This is a genomic window from Cellulomonas sp. B6, from assembly GCF_001462455.1.
In the GTDB taxonomy this organism is placed as follows: Bacteria; Actinomycetota; Actinomycetes; order Actinomycetales; family Cellulomonadaceae; genus Cellulomonas.
Map to the genome: position 1 here is coordinate 1 of NZ_LNTD01000012.1, position 21,509 is coordinate 21,509.

Sequence of the window (21,509 nt, forward strand, 5' to 3'; positions counted from 1 at the left end):
GGTACGACGCCGGGTACGCGGGGGTGAGCTGCGGGTGACGCTGTCGGCGGGGTCTGTCGTCGTCGACAATTTCGTCATACGCTATTCGGGTGGTGAGTGACGAGCAGATCCAGCAGTGGGCCGACGAGGCCGAGGCCGGCTACGACGTCGACGCGCTCAAGCGTCGAGGACGTGGCCGGCCCGGCCGCGGCGCGGAGCCGATGCAGGTCGTCGCCGTGCGGCTCACCGCCGCCGAGCTCGAGGTCCTCGACGCCACCGCGGCGAAGCAGCACATGACCCGGTCCGAGGCGATCCGGGCCGCGCTCGCGCACTACGTCGCGTAAGGGACCACCGCAGCGCGGTCAAGCACGGCGTCACCCCCGACGACGCGGTCCAGGCCGCCGCCTGGCCGCTCTGGGTGGAGCCGCTCGACGACGGACCACCCTCACGAGAGCTGCGCCTCGGTTTCGACACTCGCGCGCGCCTGCTGGAGACCGTCGTCCTCGTGCTGGAGAACGACGACGAGCTGGTCATCCACGCCATGCCCGCCCGGAGGAAGTACCTCGACCTCCTGCCGTGACGCAGCCGGGCGCCGGACAGAGCGACGTCGCTCGCCGCTCGGTCCGGCACCCGCACGCGCTCACCGGAAGGTCTGCACCACCTCGATGGTGCCGACGATGCTGTCGTTGAGCTCCTCGAGCCGCTCGGCGGGGATCCAGTACTCGAGGATCGTCTCGCCGCCGGCCTGCTGGACGTCGAACTCGTCCAGGAACGCACGCCGCACGTCGAACCGCGTCACGTACCCCACGCCCGACGCCTTGACGTTCCAGTCGCGCGCGATGCGCACCGCGTAGTCCTCGTTGAGCACCGGGTAGAAGATCGGCTGGTCCGGGAGCCGCGGCGGCCACCGCCGCCAGCCGCTCGCCTCGACGAGCGCGAGCTCCTCCGGGCCCGTCGGACGCCAGAGCGTCACCACGTCCTGCTCGACCACCGTGCTGCACCTCCTCCTGCTGACCGGGAGCAGGGACGGTACAACGGCCCGCATCGGTGCGCGACGACTTTCGCGTCTCAGCGCCCGATGACGCTCACCATGAGAGTGTCCTGCCGGCGCAGCCGGTCGACCACGGCGTCGCCCCCCAGCTCGCCGATGTCCGCGACGGTCTGGTCGTCGACCGCGACGAGCTGGACGAAGTCCACCCGCCCGTTGGCGGTGTCGATCACGCCCAGCTCGGGATCGGTCACGAGGAGCACGGAGGTCTGCGGGGTGTCAGGGCCGCCCGTGTCGGGGTACCCGCTCACGGGCCAGGTCAGAGCGATCCGACGCCCCTCCATGAGGACGAAGCGGTCGTCCACCGCCCACTTCGCGATCCGCTGCAGCACCGTGAACGGCCAGCCCGGCGCCTCCGCCGCCCCGCCCTCGTCGCGGATGCGCCACGTCAGCTCGCACCCGTGGCCGCTGAAGCCGTGGTTGTCTCCCTCGTCCTCGTCGAACACGTTGCTCAGCCCGTACGTCACGTAGTGCCAGTGCCCGTCAGCGCGGTACGCGCTGCACCCCTGCAGCACCGAGCCGAACGCACGGCCCGGGACGTAGCCGACGTGCCGCGGCTCCTGATCGCCGTAGATACGGGTGCACGCCGCATGGATGGCGTCCCAACCGCGGTTCGTGGGCTCGCCCTCGGAGTCCACCGGCTCGATGGGCGTCGTCTGCGCATCGCCGCTCGGCGCCGGCGGCGGCGTCTCGCTGTCAGTGCGTCGACCTCGGAACCACGCCACTGGGCCTCCTGTGCTGCGGACGGGATGCCGACACTCGCGTCGGCACCGGGTGACGCCGTGAGTGTGACAGGTGGAAGGCGCTGAGTGCCCAAGGTGTATAGCCACGACGTGGGCGAACGGCAATTCTGCAGCGACGCGGCGGTGAGAGCTGATACCGGCCAAATGGTTGTGCCCAGCACCGAGGACAGCCAACGTCCGAAAGGACACGCTGTGCGCCTTGGCAGGTTCGTACTTCGGACACCCGCTTTAGGACAGTGCCAACCGGGCATCTGCCCTGTTCAGCACGTCGCGGATGAGGCCCAGGCCCCCTGTGGGGGCTGGCGGGGTGCTGCGAGGAACGCCTCGGCGCGCGCGGCGACCGTGTCGAGTTCGTCGACGCGGTCACCGTCGACATCGCCTGTACTCGAGCTCATGGGCCTCCTTGGCGACCACGGCGCCGAGAACCGCTCGTACGCCATCCGTGCAGTCCTTCACGCACTCGCCGCCCGGGGACGACTCATGTGACATCCACGCAGGCGAACACCCCCAACGGCGGGCTCGTATCGCTACTGTCGGCCCATGCGACCCTCATGGATAGTAGCCGCTCGTGCTCTCACCATCGGCGTCGTCGTACTCATCACCGCAACTTCGTGCGCCTCGACGCCAACCCCGAGCACGCCGACTTCCCGCGTCCCTCCGGCGTTCGACGGCTACGACATCGCCAACCTCGACCCGTACTTTGGTGGCGCCTGGGTACACACCGGCCCCGTCAAGACTGGCTGCGGCCCCATCGGGACCGAGACGTGCGCACACCTACTGGTCGCGAACGACCCAGCGTGCACAGAGGGCTTCTACGCGAACGTCCAGTTCAAGGACGAGTACGGCGACGCCGTCGACAAAGTGCGTGGGCGAGCACTCGGCGTCAACCCCGACACCCTGACCACTCTCGATGTGCCGACCGCGTCCACCCGGACCGTCAAGAGCGTGACCGTCGAGAGCGCCGGCTGCATCTGACACCCCAAGCAGCACGCTCGGGGCATGCCACGTTCAGCGAGGCGACCTGGCAGGCGATGGAACGGCTGTCGGTGATCCTGCTGATTCACGCACGGGACTGCCGCAGGGACAGTGGTAACCGAGCCGTAGGGCAGGTCAAACTGTCACCTACTCGTGCACCAGGCCCGCTCCCTCGCGGCGCTCCTCAGCTTGCCTGCGCTCGATCTCGTCGAAATCGATGCCTGTCACGCGTCAGCATCCTGGCTCAGGCGGAACTGCTCGGCCGCCGGCTCGACCGTGTATTCGACAACCGAGACACCGTATGACGTCAGCGTCTCCAGCACCTCCGCCGGGGTGCAGTAGAAGAACTCGCGACGCGTGTTGATCCGATTGACCCTGCGGTCCGCGAAATGCTGGTGCAGCATCGCCTCGACCGTAACGGCGTCGTCGGCGAAGAAGAGCGCATGCACGTCGAACGGGAAGGGGACGGACGCGTCTCCGAGTTCACGCACGCGGTCCATGGGCTCCAGACGCCTTGTCATGCCGATCTTGACCATGCGCTCCCCCATCGTCCCGACGTTCGAGATCACGTAGACGTAGCCGGCCCGGATGTTCGCTGCCCGAAAATCGACATCGGCGATGGCTCGTTCGACGTCGGCAAGTTGAGCCGCGATCTTGTCGGCCTCCGCGGTGTCACCTCGTGCACGTAGGGCTTCGATCACGTTGAGGTAGTGCGCCTTCTCCTTGTCCAGGCGCTCACGCTCTCGTCGAAGTTCAGCCTCGGCCTTCTGCTGCTCGCGCAGCTCCGCCTTGCGCTCCCGCTCAGCCTCTCGCTCGGCCTGCAACGCCCGCATGTGGCGCTCTGCCAGGGCGAGCTCTCGCAGACGGAGGCGGTGGTAGGTGGGGTTGATCTTGAGATCGACCATCTCGCCGTTCCGCTCGATACGAGTCACCACGCGATCCAGGCGGGCGCGTGCGGTGTCGAGGCCTCCGGCCTTGACGGCTTTGATGGCGTTCTCCGCCTCGGCGTTGTACGCGGACAGCATGGTCTTCGCCATGTTCCTCGCGAAGGTGCGACCCTTCGCGACGCTGCCGTTGTACGTGAACGTGGTGCTGGCCGAGACTGCATCGCCATCCTTGATGCTCTGCTTGATCGCGAGCCGGACCGCCGAGAGATCGTTTGCGAGTGCGGCAGAACTCTCGGCAGGGTGCTCGAAGTCGTACAGCGCGACGTCCTGCAGGTCGACGGCGTGGCGTACCTCTAGCACCTGGCGCTGGAGTTCGCTCAGGCGGTCGCGGGTCGCGCGGATCTCATCCTCATACCTCGCCACCTCTCGCTGGTTGGTGGACTCAAGCTCATCCCGGACGGCCTGAAGGCGCGCAACCTCGTCGCGGATCTCGAGCAGGGACATCGCGCCGAGTCGCGCGATCGTCTCTTCGAGGTCTCGGACGCGCTCGGAGAGTCCACGGGCGAGCTTGCGGGCACCGAAGAGGGGGACCTTGACCGGCTCGGGCTCCTGGACAGGCGGCACCGGAGCTGACGCCAAGACGACAGGATTCGCGGCTGGCGCAGGCTGCCAGTGCTCGGTCCACTGCAGCCCGTCCCACCACCGAACGCGTGACGTGTCGGTAGGGTCTGAGTACCAGCCGGGCGCTGATGCGTTCATCGTTCTCCCCCTGCCAAGTGCGGCGCGTCGTCCGTCGACGCTGCCGGGTACGGGCGCAGACGCTCGGTCTAGCGAAACCTGTCCCGCCTCCGCATCGGCATGACCGGTGAAGGACACGAGGTTCTGTAGCGCCGTCAATACTCCATCTCAACCTCGCGGTCGATGGTGAAGCGCTGCCGCGTCGCGTCAGGGTTCAGATGGTCACCGCGGTCCACCACAGCACCTCGTCGACGATCTGCGCCGCGGGCTCGGCGAGGACCCGGCCGAGGTCGGCACGGCTGGGCCAGGGCGCCTCGCCCCAGAACGCCTCGCGCACCGCGAGCATGATCAGCAGCACCTCGTCGGGTAGCCCGGCAGCGCGGGCACGGTCCATCGCGGCGGCAGCGGCGCGGACCTGGTCGGGGGTGCGGTCAGGTGCCATCTCTGGGGGCTCCCTGGGGGCTACGCGTCACTGGATGTGGCTGTAAGCCCTGGTCACGGGCGCGCAGTCGACTGCATCCGACGAGCCCCCAGCGTCGGAGTGCTACACGATCTGCTACAGCAGGAAATGGCGCCTGACCTGCGACAACACCTCTGTGCGCCTGGGCAGATTCGAACTGCCGACACCCGCTTTAGGAGTTCGATCTTGGACTGTGGATAACGCGCTGACCTGCGGAACTACATGCGGTTAGTTCGCGGTGTGACCCCGTTCCGGGGGGCACGCTGACCACACGCTGACCACGGCGCGCGCCGCCGCGAAGGCCTACCGGGCGTGGGTGCTCCGCGTCCCCCTGACGCAACGCCCACTTCCCAGGGAATGACACGAACCACAAACTCGATGCGGTCAATCCTCTCGGCGCGTCACCCTCTTATAGTATGGCGACACCCTGAACTCGTCGACGGTGAGGATGCTCAGAGCGCTGTCACACACACCTCCGAACTCGGCCGTGAGCGAGGGGTGGGGGAGAACGCCTGTCCGCCAGTCCGCCTTCTGGTCGTCCGTGACAAGCAACCCGTAGTGAAAACCTTCTAGGCTGTCCGGCCGGACTGCCGCTGCACCTATCAAGAAGTCCACCCATACAAAGAAGTCGCCGAGCGCAGCGCTCTTCTCCTTCGCATCCGCGAAGCCCGGAGCAACCTTCGAGGCGAGGCGGACCTCGCCCAACTCGCTGAAGCGTGTACGCGGTGCGAAAACCACCTCCGCATGGCTAAGAAGAACAGCTGCGAACTGGGTGGAGCGCAGGAGGAGCCCGTCGATGTCGCTCACGTCCTTGATGTCCTCTCGGACTTCATCGAGAAGCTCCACGATGGACTGCGCCCGCTCCGTCAAAGCTGAATCGACGAGGCCCGCCAACGCCTTCTCGAGTTGCTGGGCAGCGCCGCGAGCCTTATTCGCGTCCTCTGCTGTGAAGACGCGATGGTTATTCCAATACTCCTGGAGAACTTGGCCAGAGACAACAATCGACGGGCCTGACGCCTTGAGGCTTGCTAGGATACTTGGCCATTGATTTGCCTGGCGTCGAAAAGCCTTGAGAGCGGAGGTGTCGAAGGCGAGGACCCACGGACTCTGCTCCCGCTCGAGCCCGGGGTTCGACTCCTTCACCTGCCAGTTCAGAGGAACCTCGCGGTTGAGAACCGCCTGGACCAGCGTGAGCTCTTTCTCTGTGATGTCAGGCATGATTAGGCACCTCGGGGTACCAGACTGCGCGCGCTGCCAGTGCCACCCTGTTCTCGATCGCCTCCACGTCGACGGGTGACCATGTCGCAATACTAGTGTCACTCAAGATCTCTTCATCGGCGAGGCTCGGCACGAGCCGGTCGAGCGCACCGGCCGCCGAGCTGCTGCCGTGAGGACGCCGCTCGGAATTTAGGATCGCCGTATTTCCGATCCGATTTCCATAGTCTCGGAAGTCCTCGTCGTCGAAGAAGTCCCACCCGCTCCCGTAGCGTGTGCGAATTAAATGAAGCCCGCCCTCGAGACTTGGCAGAGCGCTCTCCTGGAGGGCCGAGGCTCGAAGCACGTGCATATGTGAGCGGCTCAGCGGTCGCCCGCCCTTGATGACTTCGATGAACGCGTCCACGCTCGGCTTGAGATCCATCAGCTCGGCGACTGGGCCCCGCCAATCACGAGAGACGGCTATATCCCGTGCAGCATTGGAGAATCTCGCCTCGATACTGCCAGTGCCGAACGACTCGACTGTGATACGTGGAACGATTACGCGTAGAGCTGCCAAGAAGCCTTCCAGCGGATCCGGAAGTTGGGCTATAGCGAGGAAAAGCGGGCGCACGGTCGCCAGACCCAGATAGTCAAGCACACGGGCCGAGCGCGCGAAGTCCTCGTCGGGGACATAGTCCGCGGTGGGATCATTGAACTGCTGATAGTAGGGAAGAAGCGACATCAAATAGGCCATCAGCTCTTCCACAGCGGTCGCCGTCTTGTACCGCCGCGTCAGCAACTGGTAGAGGTCCCTTTGAATGATGTAGCCGTGGCGTAGCGTTGTCGCGTGTCGCACGAATCGTGTGATTTCTGCGGCGCTCAAAGACTCTTCCGCGCGGCGCCACTCTTCTACGATCGCCGACCGTGTCTGGGTTCCTGCTGTTCCGATGATGTACGACTTAAGCAGTTCCGCGGGCGTGAGCTGCTTGCCTCTAGTGTTGATCACCTCGTACACCTTGAACGCGGCGTTACGATCGGGGTGCTGAAAGACCGCAAACTGGAGCCCGGTGTTCAGGTGTTGGGCCCACTGGCCAAGACGGAGCGGTGCGTCATGTTGACGCAGATCGTCTGCGAGCTTGTCGCGTAGAAACGTCCAGGCTTGGGTGAGGCGGCTCGACCGAACTGGAGCCGGCTGCTCGGCCAGAATCTGCTCTAGTGCTTCTGAGTCCTTTGGTGTTGACAAGTGAAATCGCGCAACGCGGTGCTCAGTCTGAAAATCAAGTTCGTAAAGGAACGTATTTACGATGCTGTTGGCCACGAGTCGGCGGCCGTGGGCAATTGCCGCATCGTAGAGGACCTTCGCCAACAAAAACGTCGTAAGCAGGCGCTGTTGCCCATCCACGATGGTCATGGCGCCTTCTTCCTCGGTAATGATCACGAGGCCGAGGAAATGGGTGACGCCTTCGTCCACGCTCGCTGACACGTCGCGCCAGTAGTCCGCCACTTCGTCGTCCACCCGCCACGCGTACTCTCGTTGGAAGTCCGGAACATCGAAGCGGTGGGCGGAGAAGAGATGCCCAGCGGCTGTCGCGGTTGCCTCGACCAGGTCAGACACGGGTTCCTCCTGTGGTTAGCCCCTCGGCGGACCCTACCGGGCGCCGCGTCGTCACTTGCCGTGAATCGGCGCCAACTACACCGCAGGCTCACTCGGCGTGCGCGATCGCATCCCAGAAGCGTCGGCCGCGGGGGCTCGCGGTGCTTGGCGCGCCGTCAACATCGCATGGATGCAAGAGGAGTCGTCGCCCGTCATCGGCTCGCTGGGAGGCGGCCAGGGCGTGGGAGCCTCAGTGGCCAGGGGACGGTCCGATGCGGCACGGCGCCGCTCCTTCCGGCGGGCGGCACCAGTGCGCGGCTTCGACAACGCTCGCGCCCCGACTGATCAGCACCTCCGGCTGGTCCGGGTTGTAGGCGGCTTCGTGCCAGACCTGCGAGAGGTAGTGGTCGCCCTGCACACGGCCGCACTGCCAGCAGGAGAACGCCATGTACGTCTTGCCGGCCTCCTTCGAAGCGCGGGATGACAGACTCGCCATCGCCGGCCAGCGCAGCTCCTTGATGCGGGCGGCGACCGCCGCACGGATGTCTCGCGCCTGCTCCGGCTTGTTCTCGGCATGCGCATGATCGTCGAGCCGCTCAGCGTCGGCGTCGGCCCATCGCCCGCACGCCCCAACGACGTGCTCGCCGATGACTCTCCAGAAGGTCATTCGGGCGCGGCAGCTCCAGCATGCTCGCCGGGCCAGGACGACGCTCAGCATCCGTTCCCCGGCGATCTGTGGCCGCAGCGCGACCTTTCCTGAGAGGAGGTCCGTCACCGCCTCTTCGAGCGAGCACATCCGATCGACGAGCACGCTGAACTGCTGCCCGTCGTTCTCCACGAGCCGGGCCTGCGGGGCGCGAGGGTCCGGCACCGCCAGGGGGTCTGACTCCCAGTCTCTGCGGGGCGGGAGTGGATAGCGGGTCAGCCAAAGGACCCGGCACCCGTCAGCGGTCCGTCGGAGGCTCCGCGTTCGGTAGTCGGTGTCCTCTTCGCGGGCGAGCTGGACCTCGAAGTTCAGTCGGACGCCCGCGGGAGAGGTGACCAGCACGTCGGCTTGGTAACCGGGACCGGGGACTTCCGGTTCGGCCCGCCAGCCGACGCCGCGCGCTGCGGCAATGATGACCGACTTGGCCTGCAGATGTGCGGCTGACTCGTTGCCATGCGCACTGCAGTGACCTGCCCCCGGCGCATGCACGAAGTGCCGCAAGCCTCTGCGGGAAGTGCGGAGGTAGGCGGCTGAGGCGCAGTCGCGGAATCGGAGTGCGCCGCCGCGGGATCTCGCTCGCAGCGCATCCCAGGCATCATCGTCGAGGTCGATCGACACCACCCGCACGCCTTCGAGTTCGGCCACCAGCGGCATCCGAGTACCCCCTCCCGAGAGAGAGTAGGTACGGATCTGCCGTGCAGGCAGCCTCGCTCCCCCGGACGGCCTAGACCCGACGGGAGACTGAGCAGCCTGTCTGTCCCGGTGCGCGGCTCATTCGACTCCAGCAGGACACCCTCGCAGAGCGGAGCGCGTGCACCGGTCTCCTCTCACGCGAGCCAGGTTGGTAGGTCCGCTGGCACACCTCTTCCTGAACGCCGTCGCGGCGGCAGGTGCGCATCTTCTCCTCACTGCCGCACACCTGCAGGTAGCGACGGAGTGGCGAGGGGAGGTGGTGCGCGTGATGTCGATGCACAAGCTGACGGCCGGGGAGGGGTACGCGTATCTCACCCGGCACGTGGCCGCGGGCGACGCGGGCCTCGACGCCGGGGCGTCGCTAGCCGCCTACTACGAGCAGACGGGCAACCCAGCCGGCCGCTGGTACGGCGAAGGGCTCGCCAGCCTCGGTGACGCCACGCGGCGGCTCCGCCCTGGCGCCGTCGTCACCGAGGCGGCGATGACGGCCGTGTTCCGGGACGGCGTCGACCCGCTGACCGATGACGCGCTCGGCCGACCCTATAGCCGGTTCGATGACGGGAAGCGTCACGCCGTGGTCGGCTACGACCTGACGTTCACCGCGCCGAAGTCGGTGTCGGTGCTGTGGGCGCTGGCCGATGACGCAACCCGCGTCATCGTCTATGACGCGCACCGGGCGGCGCTGGCGTCATCGCTGGAGTTCGTAGAGCAGCGCGTCATCCGCACGCGCATCGGCGACGCCGGCCGTCATCAGGTCCGCACCCGCGGGATGGTCGCGGCGGCGTTCGACCACTGGGACACCCGGGCCGGGGACCCGAACCTGCACACCCACGTCGTCATCGCCAACAAGGTCCAGGGCCCCGACGGCGCGTGGCGCAGCGTTGACGGGCGGACGGTGCACGCCGCGGTCGTCACCGTCTCGGAGCTGTATGACGCGCTGCTGGCCGACGAGCTGGCCCGGCGGCTCCCTCTCGAGTGGTCGATGCGCGACCGCGGCCCGCGACGGAACCCGGCGTTCGAGGTCCACGGCATCGATGAGGGACTCCTCGCTCACTTCTCGACCCGAGCCGAGGCGATCCACTGCGCCGAGCAGGAGTGGCTCGCCCAGTTCGAGACGACCCACGGCCGCGCGCCGACGCGCGTCGAGACGACCCGAGCCCGCCAGCACCTGACCCGCGCCACCCGGCCGCCCAAGACCATCCGGCCGCTGGCGGATCTGCTTGCGGACTGGTCGAACCGCGCTCGCGCGCTCACTGGGCTCGAGCCGCACGACCTCGCGGCGCGGGCGCTGGCCGGCGCCTACGGGCGGGCGCTGCACGCGCACGACGTCGGACCGGAGGTCCGAGCGGCGATGGTCGCCCAGGTGCTCGATGACGTGTCGACGCGGCGGTCGGTGTGGACGACGTGGAACCTCGGCGCCGCCGCCGTCCGCGCGTCGAAGTTGCTGCGGATGGCCTCGCCCGCGGAGCGGCGCGCACTGCTCAACGAGGTCACCACCGAAGCCGCGGCTGCGTGCGTGCACCTGGACGACAACCGCGACCCGATGACGCGCCGGGTCGGTGAGTCGCTGTTCACCTCCACCGAGCTGCTCGGCGCGGAGAAGATGCTCATCGACGCCGCCGAGACGAGGGGCTCCCCGCACCGGCCAGCGGAGATGCTCGGCGTCCTCCCGCTGCGCACCGAGCGCCACCTCGGCGCCCTCGCGCCGGACCAGCGCGCGGCCGCGGAGGCCGTCATCACCTCCGGCCGACTGCTCGACGTCCTGGTCGGGCCGGCCGGGTCGGGCAAGACCACCACCCTGGCCGCGCTGACCTCGTTCTGGCGGCACGGCATCGGGTCCGTCGTCGGGCTTGCGCCGTCAGCCACCGCAGCGCGGGCGCTGGCGGAGTCGCTCGGGGTGCCGTGCGAGACGACCGCGAAGTGGCTGCACGAGTCCACCGGCGACGGCGCCACCACCCGGGCGCTCCGCTACGCCGACGCCGTCACCCGCAAGGCCAGCCGCGACTACCGGGAGCAGCGGGCGGCCAACGAGGAGCACTGGCGGCTGCGCGCCGAGCAGGATCAGTGGCGGTTCTCCGCCGGTCAGCTCGTCATCGTCGACGAGGGCTCCCTCGCCGACACCCGCACCCTGGCCGCGATCGTCGAGCAGGCGCGGGCCGCGACGGCGAAGGTGCTGCTGGTCGGGGACCACCTCCAGCGCGGGTCGGTCGACGCCGGCGGCGCGTTCGGGATGCTCGCCCGCCGCGGACCCACCGCCGAGCTCACGAGCCTCTGGCGGTTCGCCAACCCGTGGGAGGCGCGGGCCAGCCTCGAGCTGCGCCGCGCCCACCCGGCCGCGCTCGACGCCTACGAGGCCCACGGCGCCATCGCGTCGGGAGGCCACGACGCGATGCTCGCCGCCGCCATCGACGCCGTTAGCACGGCCAGCGAGCACGGGCAGGTCGCCGTCCTCCAGGCCGTGGACAACCGCACCGTGCGGGAGCTCAACGCCCGCATCCGCGCCGACCGCATCACCACCGGCGACGTCGCCCCAACCGGGGTGAGCCTGCACGACGGACTGGCGGCCGGCATCGGCGACCGGATCCTCACCCGCCGCAACCACCGGCGCCTGACCACCGCCGACGGGTTCGTGCGCAACGGCGCCCTCTGGGACGTCACCGCCGTCCTGTTCGACGGCTCCCTCCGCGTCCAGCCCGCCAGCCGCGCCGACGCGGCCACCGTCCGGCTCCCCGCCGACTACGTCGCCGAGCACGTCGAGCTCGGCTACGCCACCACGATCGCCCGCACCCAGGGCATGACCGTCGACGAGACCCACACCATCGCCACCCCAGGCATGGGCCGCGAGGACCTCTATGTCGCGATGAGCCGCGGCCGCCACACCAACCGGGCCTACGTCGTCGTCGACCAGGGCAACGCGGAGTGCCTGCCCGGCCACGCGCCGTCGTCGGGCCGCGAGGTGCTCGAGCGGATCCTGGCGACCAGCCGCGCCGAGCCCAGCGCCACCGAGACCTGGGACACCTACCACCCCGGCCGGGTCGCGCCCCTCGTGCCGCCCGTGCATCCACAGCAGCCACGGAACCCGTGGCCTCCACAGCCTTCGCCGTATCGCTTGACCGCGCCGCCGCCGTCGCCCGCCGATGGACCGGTGCTCGGTCGCTGATCACCGCCACACCCAACCCAACAGAAGGAGAAGGTCATGACCACCACCGCACAGCACACCGTCCCCGCCACTGCGGCCCGGCAGTACTACCGCGTGAAGGACGCGGCGCGGGTGCTCGGGGTGCCGCCCCGGACGCTGTACCACCTGGTCGAGCACGAGCAGATCCCGTTCCGGCGCCTCGGCACGGTGATCCTCCTCCCGGCGGCGTGGGTCGAGCGCGAGCCGACGATGCCGGTCAAGCGGCGCTGATGTCCGTCACCAGGCGGGCGCACTCGACGGGCAAGGTGACCTGGCGCGCGAAGGTGTTCTTCGAGGGCCGGGTCATCGCGCAGCGGTCGTTCGAGCGCCGGGTCGACGCCAAGCGATGGGAGGCCGACCAGCTCGCGAAGCTGGACGCGGGCTCGTGGATCGACCCGGCGCGGGGGCGGATGACGTTCGCGGCGCTGGCCGAGGAGTGGCAGGCCTCGCGTGGCCACCTGGCGGTGCGCAGCCAGGAGACCACGCGGTTCCTGCTGGACAAGTACGTGATCCCGGAGATCGGGCCGTACCCGATCTCCGGGATCTCGGCGGCAGACGTCGAGCGGGTGATGTCCGCGCTGACGGCGCGCGGGCTGGCCACGGCGACGCGGCGTCGGGCACTGTCGATGATCCGGCTGGTGTTCGACTACGCGATCCGCGACCGGCGGCTGTCGGTGAACGTCGCGCGAATGGTGGCGCTGCCCCACGGGGGCACCAAGCGGGAGCCGCACTGGCTGCGGCCCGAGCAGCTCGGCCGGCTGGTGATGGCGGTGCCGCCGCTGTGCCAGCCGGTCGTGCTGTTCCTCGGGACCACGGGGTGCCGGTTCTCCGAGATGGCAGCGCTGCGGGTCGACGACGTCGTGCAGACTCCGCACGGCCTCGGCGTGCGGGTACACCGGGCGGCGACGCAGTCCAAGCGGACCAGCGGGGCCGTGTTCGGGCCGACCAAGACGCACCAGACGCGGACCGTGCCGGTGCCCGCGGCGCTGGATGAGTACGTCCGGACGCGGGTCGCCTTCACCGCGCCGGGCGGGTACCTGTTCCCGAGCCCGACCGGCGGCGTGTGGACGAACACCAACTTCCGCGCGCGCTCGGGGTGGATGGAGGCCACGCGGCGGGCGGGCGTGGAGGGGACGACGATCCACGACCTGCGGCACACCGCCGCCTCGCTGCTCATTGCAGCCGGGGCGGACGTGAAGGCTGTGCAGGTGATCCTCGGGCACTCCACCGCGACGATGACGATGGACCTGTACGGGCACCTGTTCAGCGAGGCGACCTGGCAGGCGATGGAGAGGCTGCCGGTGATACCGCTGATGCAGGCACCGCGCGCGATCGAGGCTTAAGCCGCCACCACCAGTCGCTGAGACCGCCACCGGAAGCCTCGGCTACTCGTGTAGTTCCGGAGCGCACGTCTCCAGTAGCAGTCGGTCGGGTCTGGCTACCCCCCGGAGCGCCAGGCGCGCTTCTGGACCGGACCGTCGAGAAGTGAGTCTAGGAGCGGGTCGGGGCCAGTCATCGCTCCTGCACGGGCGAGTACCGGTTCTCCGGAACCCACGAGGGCCCAAGCAAGACGATCAACCCGTCAGGGCTCGCCGCAGCAAGCCGAACAGGATCATCCATCTCGAACAGGTCTGTCCGCCCGGTCGGCGCGACATCGTGCGCCGCGCTCGGGAGCGCACGACGTGCGACCGAGAGTGCCGCTTCAACGAGGAGGTGGGGGGGCTCGCGTTGCGCGATCCCCAGCGGCATGAGCGCCTCGCGCAGCTCTTCGATGACGGCCGCGACCTGCTCGAACACCGCTTCACGCATGCCTACAGAGACGTCCAGGTCGGTGAGCGCGACCACCCGCGTCGGGTGCCCACGCAGCCACACCACGTCAGCGTTCTCCGAGCGCAACACGGTCGCAAGCAGCACTCCACGCAGGAACGCATCGAGGGGTCCGGGGCCGTGTCGCTCGCCACTGCGCAACGGCCAATGGTCAACGTCCTGGACGCCAGCAGGTGCTCGCCCAGACACGGGCAGACCCAACTCGACGACGACGTGCAACAGCGGATCGACGGCCGAGCTGATCAGCGCCTGGACGTGGGGGCTAGACCAGCCCGTATTGACCTGGGCCGCCCCTTCGTACCGTCTAGAAGCGGTGACTCGTGTTCCGCCCTTGGCCTCGATGACCCACTGTTTGGGACCAGCCCACTCATGCTTGCCGTACAGGTCAGGCTGGCCGAGTCGGGCGCGTCGCGGGTCGTGCGACGGCAGCCCACTCACGTGCCGGGTGCTGGCGACCCCGAGCATCTGCACAGTCGCCCAGTCGGCCATTGCCATGCCGATGCGATACCCAAAGGCCCCCCGCTCGGTTGGATCAGCCGCCTGCGCGAGCCAACTGCTGATCGCGGCTACCTGAGCGCCCGACGGCAGACGTCGGAGGGCTAGACCTGCCCGCAAGCTCTCCACGCGCACGCGGAGCTCAGAAACCGCGAACTCCGGGTGCTGCAAAAGGAGGTTCAAGACGGGTCTACCAACGGCCATGCTCGAGAGGAGGATCTGTCGCATCGTCGTGCGGACCATCGGAGTCGTACCGTCCAGCAGATGCCGGCGGTCCGGCCAACGGGCGACGGTGATCGGCTGCCCGCTCGCCCACACCGACATCGGCACGTCGACTCGATCCGGTTGGGTCATCCGGTCATCGCATTCTCGTCGGAATCCAGCTCGGGCGATTCCGCTCTCTGCTTCAGCATGAGCCACTCCGCGACGTAGCGCCGCCGTCGACGCAAGCCAACCACGAGGAGGATCGCCATGGCTGCCGCGCCGAGCAACAAGACGGCGGCCGCCCAACCGTCGCTCCCGAGCTTCGAGGCACCAAGGGAGAAGACGGCTAGCGTCAGCGCGGCAAGGGGCACAGGCGAGTCGACCCACACTTTGACGCGGCCCTCGGCCAGACGCGCGTCGATCTCGCACTCAAGACGTTCGCTCATGCTCCTTCGATCGGCACACGCAGGGCCCCTCCCAAGCGCGAGCCCGGTCGCGCTGAACTCAGATCCGATGACAACCTAGAACGCCTGGCGTCAGGATGGACGGCCGCGCGCCCGCACCCCCCTCCTCGCTCGGACTTCGTCCGCCGGGCAACGTGCTCCTTGTCAACGACGGCCGAAACCACCCCCGGAGTCCGCGCGACGCTCGGGGTCAGTCTCTGGGGGCATCGACACCCATCCGCGGCACGGGACACCATCGGGCTGCGAACCATGCAGTTCAGCCGCGTCCGGTTGATCAACCGCGTACCCTGCGAAGGTGCGAGACACCAGACGGGGCTCGCCTCCCGTCGAGGACCGGATGGCCAACTTCCTCGACCAAGTACGTCGATCGGCGATCTCGCAGCGACGTGCCATGGACGCGGCAATCAACCGCTACAACGGGCAGGCGGCCAGGACGAGTTGCAGGCTCGCGGCTGACCTGGCGGAGCTGGCGGGAGCGGGCCAGACGGCCCTAGCCCGCAGACATCTCTACATCCGAGGCTGGAGATTCGCCTATGTGATGGCCGCCAGCCTTGGAGACCACCTGGTCGCGATCGCGGACCACGCCCGTCCGGAAAGTCCCCGCGTCTTCGCGCATATGACCGTGGCGAGGGCGGCCCTCGAGGCAGCAGGAAAGGTGAACTACGTCCTTTCCCCGTCTGGTCCCGTCGTCGATCGAGTCCTCCGCTCGGCATCCATGTGGCTTTCCAGCGCCGAGGAGGAGCGCCGAGCCGTGGCTGACCTATCCGCGGGCAGCGCGCTAGTGCACAGTTCCGCCGAGGCCGCGGCGCGGCAACGGCACCAGGACATCGTGGAGTTGGTCGAGCGTGCGGGTGTGATCCTACGGCGTGGCAGGTCGGGACGCCTGTTGACGCTCGAATTACCTGGAACCCTAGGGGGAACCGCCGACGCGAGTTTGAACGTCACCAAGCTTCTCAACGAGCTACTTCCACAAAAGCCCGGCGCATACCGCGTTGGGTCCGCCGCGGTGCACGGCCAACCGTGGGTCTTGGACGACGACGATGCATTCGACCCGTCGACGGGAGCCCTGGACTGGCCGTTCGATCCAGCAGCGCTGGCAAGCTCGCTAGACCTGGCGATCTCCGGATCCGTCCTGGCGATAAAGTCGTTCGCCGCGATGCTCGGGCAAGACCCAAAGCGCGAAGTGATCGAGGCGCAGCGTCGTGAACAAGCTGCGTCGCGCCTGGCGATGACACTTCTCGGCTAGCGCCCGGCTGCCAGGCCGGGAGACGCTGGAGGAAGGGGTACACGAATCGCCGGATCACACCACTGGAGCGTCGCAATCCAACGAGACGTCATTCCGGGGCGATGTTGTGGAGCGCGAAAACCTCCGCCAGTACCCGCTGAACCTCTGACTCGCTCATGCCCAGGCGCGGCGCCAACGACCGGAGGATCGTCCACGCTACGACAGCGCCGGCTTCGACCTGCTTTGCCATGCGGAGGGCGAACTCCTCAACGTCGCCGCCCGAGGCTTTGACCTGGTCTCCGACGATCGATTTGAGTTGCAGATCTACCGCTCGAGGATCGTTCGCAATTTTCGCCGTCAGGAGACCAGCGAAGGCACGGATCATCTCGTCTCGCTCGGCCGCGGGTACGAAGTGTGGTGTTGACATGGACCATGGACTACCACCGACCACTGACAGTCGTCCGGGATGGAGACCGCTGAACACCGTAGAGCAGTTCCACCGTCCGTCCCGCCCACCCCGAGTACCGTCACCAGGGTGATCTCGCGTTACCACCTCCGCTGTCCGGGCTGCACCGAGGTCTTCGTCGCCCGGGTAGGCGTCGAACCGACATCTGGCACACGGTTCTACCTCCCGTGCCCGCACTGCGCGCTTCCCATTCGCGGCTCCATATCGGGCCACGAACTCAACGACCTCAGGATCGGGTTCGAGGGCGACCTAGTCAGCGAGACGGAACCAGAGGTGGCCACTGCACCCACGGTAACCGTGAACCCCTTCGTTCCTTCCCTCTACGAGGCGGACTCATTCAGCCCACTGGGCGCATTCCCAACCATGACACTCCTGCGACTGCTCGGCGACGAGGGATTCGATGCTTTCGAGACTGAGCGCCATTGGGCATTCGCGGCTATCGAACAAGCGTGGCCAAACACGCGCATACTCTTCCAGTACATGCTTCAGGACAACGCGCGCATGTTCTCGAAGATTGCAAAGGAGAAGTTCGCTCTAGAATGGGAGCCGGCGACTGCGCACCAACGCACCTCTGTTGCATATCAGGCGCTTGGCCTCGCAACGACCGCCATTGTCGGGAAGACCGGGAGCGCGTCGCCGACGATCGTGGGGCGGTTCGGCCGCAAACACACAGCCGCGATGCGCCGCGAGTCCCACCTCCTGAAATTCCGAGAGCGTGGGGCCCTCGCGAAGGAGCTCGAGCGCGACGTGTTCACCGCGATCAACCGCTTCATCGACGAGCACGAGTCCTGGGAAATGGGTCGTCTCATTCGCTTCATGAGGCCAGAGGTTACCGCGGACCTAGATACACTTGTCCTGTACCGGGACGAGTTCTCGATCGTCAGGGATCTCTACCAACAAGGATTCGAACTGTCCTGCAAGTGCATCTGGCCACTGGTGGCAGCCCAGAACTCGGTCATCCGAGGCGATCCGGACGACTTCGGCGACGCCCACCCTGACGTCGTTCCCCTCGCAGCCCGTCCGACGAACCTCACGAAGTTCGACAAGTTGCCAAATGCGTACAAGGTCGCCTATGCGGCGCAAGTCCCCGGCTGGGACTCATTTGGTGACCTCCTGAGCAACCGCCATCGAAACGCGATTGGACACGCGACCGCCCACCACGAGCTTCGGACCGGTCGGGTCGTCAGCGATAGGGATCGAGCAGGCGTCTCGTACCTAGACTTCCTGGGCCTCACGTTCGGGGTGTTCGAGGCCCTGACCGCTCTCATCCAGGTGTTGCGGGCGGCCCGCGTTGCTTCGTCGCCTGACTTCCATCTCGAGTAGTCCCCGGCTGCGGAGAAGCCGAGCGGCACGGCCCTCGGCTGCTAGTGCCGACCTTGCAACTCGCCGACTCGGCCAGATCCGGGCCGCACCGGATCAACCTCAGCCGGCGTCCGTCGGCGTCCGTCCACGTTCTTGACAGGCCGTCCACGTCCTGAGACGAGTCGCTGACCACACGCTGACCAGTGCCCGACAAATCGGACATCGACCTTGCGGCCGCCGCGGCGGCAATCCAGTCCCTGACCTGCGATAACACCTCTGTGCGCCTGGGCAGATTCGAACTGCCGACACCCGCTTTAGGAGAGCGGTGCTCTATCCCCTGAGCTACAGGCGCGCGGGGCAGGGCGGGAAGGCGGGCCGGAACTCGGCGGCCACGCACCACCTGTCCCAGACCGCGCTCACGTCGGCCCCGTGCAACGCCGCCCAGGTCAGTGAGGGCCCGTTCGACGCGGATCAAGCCTACCGGGGAAGGACGCACACGTGCGCCAGCACGCTCTCTGCGCAGCCTGCTTACGGCGTGCACAGCAGCCCGCTCGCGACGACACGCACCGACCACAGCCCCGCCTCCCGACTCGCCGTGGGAGGCTCGCCCCGCCCGGAGCGGAACGCGTCCCGAGCCGCCGTGGTCCGCTCCCGGACCACCACCACCGACGTCCCACCAGGACGGAGCCCATGCGCCGCACCCGCCGTTCCGGCACGACACTCGCCGTCGCGGTCAGCACGCTCGCCTTCCTCCCGGCCCTCACCGGCTGCGCCTCCGCCACCCCCGGCGGAACCCTGCGCAGCGTCGACGACACGGGCCTGGCCGACACACCCATCGACGAGGGCTGGGTCCTCGCCCTCCCCGCCGACGACGACGCGAGCTGGACGCTCCTGCACGCCCGCCCGAGCGACGCGCTCGACGACCTTCACACCTCCGTGAACGCCGACGACGTCACCGCGCTGGGCGGCACGTGGCAGCCCGTCCGGTCAGGCAGGTTCGACCTGCCCGCCGACCTGACCGGCACGCACCTGCTCTGCTGGGCCGTCCCGTCAGGCAACGGACCGACCACGGCGACGACCCGCGGCTGCGCCGAGGTCGCACTCGACGACGACGCACGCGTCGAGGCGACCTGGGGCGAAGGCGGCTTCGGCGCGCAGCCCGGCTGACAGACGGGTCACACGCTGACCCCCTCGCCGTTCTCGTCGGTCCGTCCGACGCCAGCCACGCCTGAGAGCCCCCTCCACGGGGATCCGGCCGACCCCGGTGCGGCCACCCGCAGGCTCCGGCAGCCCCGCCGGAGCTGACCGTCGCGACGCGGAGATACAGGTCAGACGACCGCGGCACGACGATCCCCGATCCGTCGGCCGCGCGCCGGCGCCGCCCCGGGGCCCCGTTCAGACGGGTCACGGTCCATCCCGACGGACCCGAGAGCGCGACAGCGCCTGGGAGACGACGACGCCCGACACGACCCCGAGGGTGATGCCAGCCGCGGCGCCCAGCGCCACGGTCACCGGCAGAGAAGGGCTGGTCGGGCCGCGGGACACCTGGATGCTCGCCGTCGTCACGTCCTCGAACAGCGCGTCGGTGACGAACACCGTGGCGAGCACATCCTCGCGCTGCACCTTGACCCTGCCCGTGGTGCGCGCCGGGTCGACCTGCTCTCGAAGGATCCATCCTTTCTCCTGCAGGCCGGTCGCCACCACGCCCAGCGTGGTTGCCTGGGGGCTGGTCGCGTCGACGTGGACAGAGCCCCTCTCGAGCAGCACGGACATCTGCCCCGTCACGCCTGGCTCACCCACCGGGGTGAAGCCGTCGGGGACCAGCGTCCTTGCCACCGAGATCAGCTCACCGTCGCCCGGCTCGACGACGTACCAGTGCACCCACAAGCCGGCCACGATCCCGACGAACGCGCCGAGAACGCCGAGCACCACAGCGAGCACGCCACGTCGCTGAGCCCTCACCTCAGCGGGCGTCCCGGATCGTGGTGCGGCCGTCTCCCGCGACGGTGACATCGGACCCGGCTCCGTCGTCGCTCACGGCATGCGCTCGGGCCGCGGATGCGGCCGTCAGGATCCGGGAAGCCGACATCGTTCCCCCTGCTCTGGGCGGAGGCTCCTCGCCTCATACGCCCCCGAAGTGCCACCTCGGGCGGCTGCTGCGGAGCGTAGGCGCGCACGCATGTGCTGCGGCGGTGAACAGGCCCGTTTCACCCGTCTGGCCGCCCGCCTGGCATCCATGCCGGTACGCGCGACAGACACGCCGTGACGACCGAGACGCCGCTACTCCTGGCGATCAGCCTCCGCGTGACGCGGTGAGGACCCGCCCCACCTCACCCCACCGGCGGCTCGACCACCACGGGCACGCCCCAGTCGGTGAACTGCTGCACGGTCGTCGTCTGCACGCCCCCGAACGTCCCGGTGCCCTGCGTCCCGACGACCACGTGCCCGTCGGCGAGCCACACGATGAGCTCCTGCACGTCGACGCCGGCCATGCTGAACGGCGCGTCGGACTGCAGGCGCCACGCGTGCACCTCGCCGCCGTTGACGAGGTCGATGACGTCCTGGTCGTCCTGCACCGTGTACGTGGGCGACATGGCGATCATGCCGGCGCTGACGGCCGGGTCGGCGAGCGTGCGGTACGCGGTGCCGACCGTGCCGGCGAGCACCTTCTCGGAGTCGCTGCTGGTGACGTCGCCCTCGACCCAGCGGCCGTCGATCGTGATCCACGACCGGTCCTGGGTGAGCACGAACGACGTGGTGCCGTCGGCGTCGACCATGGTGCCGGTCATGGCGGGTGCGTCGGAGAACACGAAGTCGACCTCGGCGGTGGAGTCGCCGGACTGCACGTGCTCGTGGCCGCTGCCCGCGGCCAGCGAGAACCCGATGACGCACGCCGACAGGTCCGCACCCGTCACCGTCGCACCCGGCGCGAGCGAGACCGCGTCGCACTCCGCAGGCGCCGCGACCACGGGCACGTCGGGCGTCGCGGACGCGGTGGGCGACGGCGACGCGACGACCGTCGGCGCCGACGTACTGGGCGACGCACCCGGCGCGGGCGACGTGCCGGACGAGCACGCGGCGAGGGCCGCGACCGCGGCGACGGCGAGCAGGGCAGGACGGGCCGACGGCCGGTTCAGACGCACGGTCGCGAACGTACCGACACGCGAACCCGCAGGCCAGCCCCCGCGGGCGTGACGTCCGACCCACACCGCACCGCCCGCTGTGACACCCCACCGGCACCGCTTTCACCGTGCCGCCCGCGCACGGCACCTCCTAGGGTGGCGCCGCACCCCGGCCCCGCCGGCGCGCAACCCGCCCGGCACGCACC

The 21,509-nt window shown here is 68.5% G+C and carries 21 protein-coding genes and 1 tRNA gene; 9 read left to right on the plus strand and 13 right to left on the minus strand.

Annotated elements, in window-relative coordinates:
• The first annotated feature begins 83 nt into the window (after positions 1-83).
• Together ATM99_RS00810 and ATM99_RS00815 are read left to right on the plus strand one after the other, a co-directional pair.
• On the plus strand, positions 84-323 hold the full coding sequence (locus ATM99_RS00810; RefSeq protein WP_082659100.1) for a ribbon-helix-helix protein, CopG family: 240 nt from the start codon (positions 84-86) through the stop codon (positions 321-323).
• A 74-nt stretch (positions 324-397) separates the two neighbouring features.
• The gene (locus ATM99_RS00815; protein ID WP_062101064.1) at positions 398-559 is read left to right on the plus strand and encodes a hypothetical protein; all 162 of its coding nucleotides are present in this window, start codon (positions 398-400) and stop codon (positions 557-559) included.
• Positions 560-619: 60 nt separating this feature from the next.
• Here the strand turns inward: ATM99_RS00815 and ATM99_RS00820 are convergent, their stop codons facing one another.
• On the minus strand, positions 620-970 hold the full coding sequence (locus tag ATM99_RS00820; protein WP_062101065.1) for a hypothetical protein: 351 nt from the start codon (positions 968-970) through the stop codon (positions 620-622).
• A gap of 77 nt (positions 971-1,047) precedes the next feature.
• Positions 1,048-1,665 carry a suppressor of fused domain protein gene (locus ATM99_RS00825; RefSeq protein WP_062101066.1) on the minus strand — a complete coding sequence of 206 codons (618 nt, stop codon included), beginning with the start codon at positions 1,663-1,665 and terminating at the stop codon, positions 1,048-1,050.
• A gap of 645 nt (positions 1,666-2,310) precedes the next feature.
• Here ATM99_RS00825 and ATM99_RS00830 point away from each other — a divergent pair.
• A complete protein-coding gene (locus tag ATM99_RS00830) occupies positions 2,311-2,745 on the plus strand; it encodes a hypothetical protein (protein ID WP_062101067.1) in 435 nt (144 codons plus the stop codon).
• A gap of 224 nt (positions 2,746-2,969) precedes the next feature.
• Here the strand turns inward: ATM99_RS00830 and ATM99_RS00835 are convergent, their stop codons facing one another.
• From ATM99_RS00835 to ATM99_RS00855, 5 genes are all read right to left on the minus strand, one after another.
• A complete protein-coding gene (locus ATM99_RS00835; RefSeq protein ID WP_062101068.1) occupies positions 2,970-4,391 on the minus strand; it encodes a DUF4041 domain-containing protein in 1,422 nt (473 codons plus the stop codon).
• A 193-nt stretch (positions 4,392-4,584) separates the two neighbouring features.
• Positions 4,585-4,812: a hypothetical protein gene (locus tag ATM99_RS00840; protein ID WP_150118038.1), complete on the minus strand. Its 228-nt coding sequence runs from the start codon at positions 4,810-4,812 to the stop codon at positions 4,585-4,587.
• A 402-nt stretch (positions 4,813-5,214) separates the two neighbouring features.
• Positions 5,215-6,048, minus strand: a complete 834-nt coding sequence (locus tag ATM99_RS00845; protein ID WP_062101070.1) for a PIN-like domain-containing protein — start codon at positions 6,046-6,048, stop codon at positions 5,215-5,217.
• Positions 6,041-7,642, minus strand: a complete 1,602-nt coding sequence (locus ATM99_RS00850) for a DUF262 domain-containing protein (RefSeq protein WP_062101071.1) — start codon at positions 7,640-7,642, stop codon at positions 6,041-6,043. Before ATM99_RS00850 ends, ATM99_RS00845 begins: the two co-directional genes overlap by 8 nt.
• 229 nt (positions 7,643-7,871) lie before the next feature.
• Entirely contained in the window at positions 7,872-8,981 is a 1,110-nt protein-coding gene (locus tag ATM99_RS00855) for a hypothetical protein (protein ID WP_223304745.1), read from the minus strand.
• A gap of 187 nt (positions 8,982-9,168) precedes the next feature.
• Here ATM99_RS00855 and mobF point away from each other — a divergent pair, with 187 nt between their 5' ends.
• Genes mobF through ATM99_RS00870 form a run of 3 tightly spaced genes read left to right on the plus strand, consistent with a single transcriptional unit; the run spans position 9,169 to position 13,541 of the window.
• Entirely contained in the window at positions 9,169-12,180 is a 3,012-nt protein-coding gene (gene mobF, locus ATM99_RS00860) for a MobF family relaxase (protein ID WP_223304746.1), read from the plus strand.
• A 36-nt stretch (positions 12,181-12,216) separates the two neighbouring features.
• Entirely contained in the window at positions 12,217-12,429 is a 213-nt protein-coding gene (locus ATM99_RS00865) for a helix-turn-helix domain-containing protein (protein WP_062101073.1), read from the plus strand.
• Complete coding sequence (locus ATM99_RS00870; RefSeq protein WP_062101074.1) at positions 12,429-13,541, plus strand: site-specific integrase; 1,113 nt, start codon at positions 12,429-12,431, stop codon at positions 13,539-13,541. The genes ATM99_RS00865 and ATM99_RS00870 overlap by 1 nt, the downstream gene beginning before the upstream one ends.
• Positions 13,542-13,710: 169 nt before the next feature.
• Here the strand turns inward: ATM99_RS00870 and ATM99_RS00875 are convergent, their stop codons facing one another.
• Positions 13,711-14,874, minus strand: a complete 1,164-nt coding sequence (locus ATM99_RS00875) for a hypothetical protein (RefSeq protein ID WP_150118040.1) — start codon at positions 14,872-14,874, stop codon at positions 13,711-13,713.
• Positions 14,871-15,170: a hypothetical protein gene (locus ATM99_RS00880; protein WP_062101076.1), complete on the minus strand. Its 300-nt coding sequence runs from the start codon at positions 15,168-15,170 to the stop codon at positions 14,871-14,873. Before ATM99_RS00880 ends, ATM99_RS00875 begins: the two co-directional genes overlap by 4 nt.
• 355 nt (positions 15,171-15,525) lie before the next feature.
• On the opposite strand from ATM99_RS00880, the gene ATM99_RS00885 reads away from it, so the two are divergent.
• Positions 15,526-16,434: a hypothetical protein gene (locus tag ATM99_RS00885; protein WP_150118041.1), complete on the plus strand. Its 909-nt coding sequence runs from the start codon at positions 15,526-15,528 to the stop codon at positions 16,432-16,434.
• An 88-nt stretch (positions 16,435-16,522) separates the two neighbouring features.
• Here ATM99_RS00885 and ATM99_RS00890 read toward each other — a convergent pair whose 3' ends face one another.
• On the minus strand, positions 16,523-16,798 hold the full coding sequence (locus ATM99_RS00890) for a hypothetical protein (protein WP_062101078.1): 276 nt from the start codon (positions 16,796-16,798) through the stop codon (positions 16,523-16,525).
• 150 nt (positions 16,799-16,948) lie between these two features.
• On the opposite strand from ATM99_RS00890, the gene ATM99_RS00895 reads away from it, so the two are divergent.
• Entirely contained in the window at positions 16,949-18,202 is a 1,254-nt protein-coding gene (locus ATM99_RS00895; protein ID WP_062101079.1) for a hypothetical protein, read from the plus strand.
• A 258-nt stretch (positions 18,203-18,460) separates the two neighbouring features.
• On the opposite strand, the gene ATM99_RS00900 is transcribed toward ATM99_RS00895, so the two are convergent.
• Positions 18,461-18,533 (minus strand) — tRNA-Arg (locus ATM99_RS00900).
• A gap of 338 nt (positions 18,534-18,871) precedes the next feature.
• Here ATM99_RS00900 and ATM99_RS00905 point away from each other — a divergent pair.
• Positions 18,872-19,348 carry a hypothetical protein gene (locus ATM99_RS00905; RefSeq protein ID WP_062101080.1) on the plus strand — a complete coding sequence of 159 codons (477 nt, stop codon included), beginning with the start codon at positions 18,872-18,874 and terminating at the stop codon, positions 19,346-19,348.
• Positions 19,349-19,585: 237 nt separating this feature from the next.
• On the opposite strand, the gene ATM99_RS00910 is transcribed toward ATM99_RS00905, so the two are convergent.
• Positions 19,586-20,122: a hypothetical protein gene (locus ATM99_RS00910; RefSeq protein ID WP_062101081.1), complete on the minus strand. Its 537-nt coding sequence runs from the start codon at positions 20,120-20,122 to the stop codon at positions 19,586-19,588.
• A 389-nt stretch (positions 20,123-20,511) separates the two neighbouring features.
• Entirely contained in the window at positions 20,512-21,324 is an 813-nt protein-coding gene (locus ATM99_RS00915) for a hypothetical protein (RefSeq protein ID WP_223304747.1), read from the minus strand.
• Positions 21,325-21,509 lie beyond the last annotated feature (185 nt).

Bases quoted from the DNA above. Each gene is read 5' to 3' on its own strand.
- ATM99_RS00830 (WP_062101067.1), top strand. From the start codon at position 2,311: ATGCGACCCTCATGGATAGTAGCCGCTCGTGCTCTCACCATCGGCGTC.
- ATM99_RS00835 (WP_062101068.1), bottom strand. From the start codon at position 4,391: ATGAACGCATCAGCGCCCGGCTGGTACTCAGACCCTACCGACACGTCA.
- ATM99_RS00840 (WP_150118038.1), bottom strand. From the start codon at position 4,812: ATGGCACCTGACCGCACCCCCGACCAGGTCCGCGCCGCTGCCGCCGCG.
- ATM99_RS00845 (WP_062101070.1), bottom strand. From the start codon at position 6,048: ATGCCTGACATCACAGAGAAAGAGCTCACGCTGGTCCAGGCGGTTCTC.
- ATM99_RS00855 (WP_223304745.1), bottom strand. From the start codon at position 8,981: ATGCCGCTGGTGGCCGAACTCGAAGGCGTGCGGGTGGTGTCGATCGAC.
- ATM99_RS00865 (WP_062101073.1), top strand. From the start codon at position 12,217: ATGACCACCACCGCACAGCACACCGTCCCCGCCACTGCGGCCCGGCAG.
- ATM99_RS00870 (WP_062101074.1), top strand. From the start codon at position 12,429: ATGTCCGTCACCAGGCGGGCGCACTCGACGGGCAAGGTGACCTGGCGC.
- ATM99_RS00875 (WP_150118040.1), bottom strand. From the start codon at position 14,874: ATGACCCAACCGGATCGAGTCGACGTGCCGATGTCGGTGTGGGCGAGC.
- ATM99_RS00880 (WP_062101076.1), bottom strand. From the start codon at position 15,170: ATGAGCGAACGTCTTGAGTGCGAGATCGACGCGCGTCTGGCCGAGGGC.
- ATM99_RS00885 (WP_150118041.1), top strand. From the start codon at position 15,526: ATGGCCAACTTCCTCGACCAAGTACGTCGATCGGCGATCTCGCAGCGA.
- ATM99_RS00890 (WP_062101078.1), bottom strand. From the start codon at position 16,798: ATGATCCGTGCCTTCGCTGGTCTCCTGACGGCGAAAATTGCGAACGAT.
- ATM99_RS00905 (WP_062101080.1), top strand. From the start codon at position 18,872: ATGCGCCGCACCCGCCGTTCCGGCACGACACTCGCCGTCGCGGTCAGC.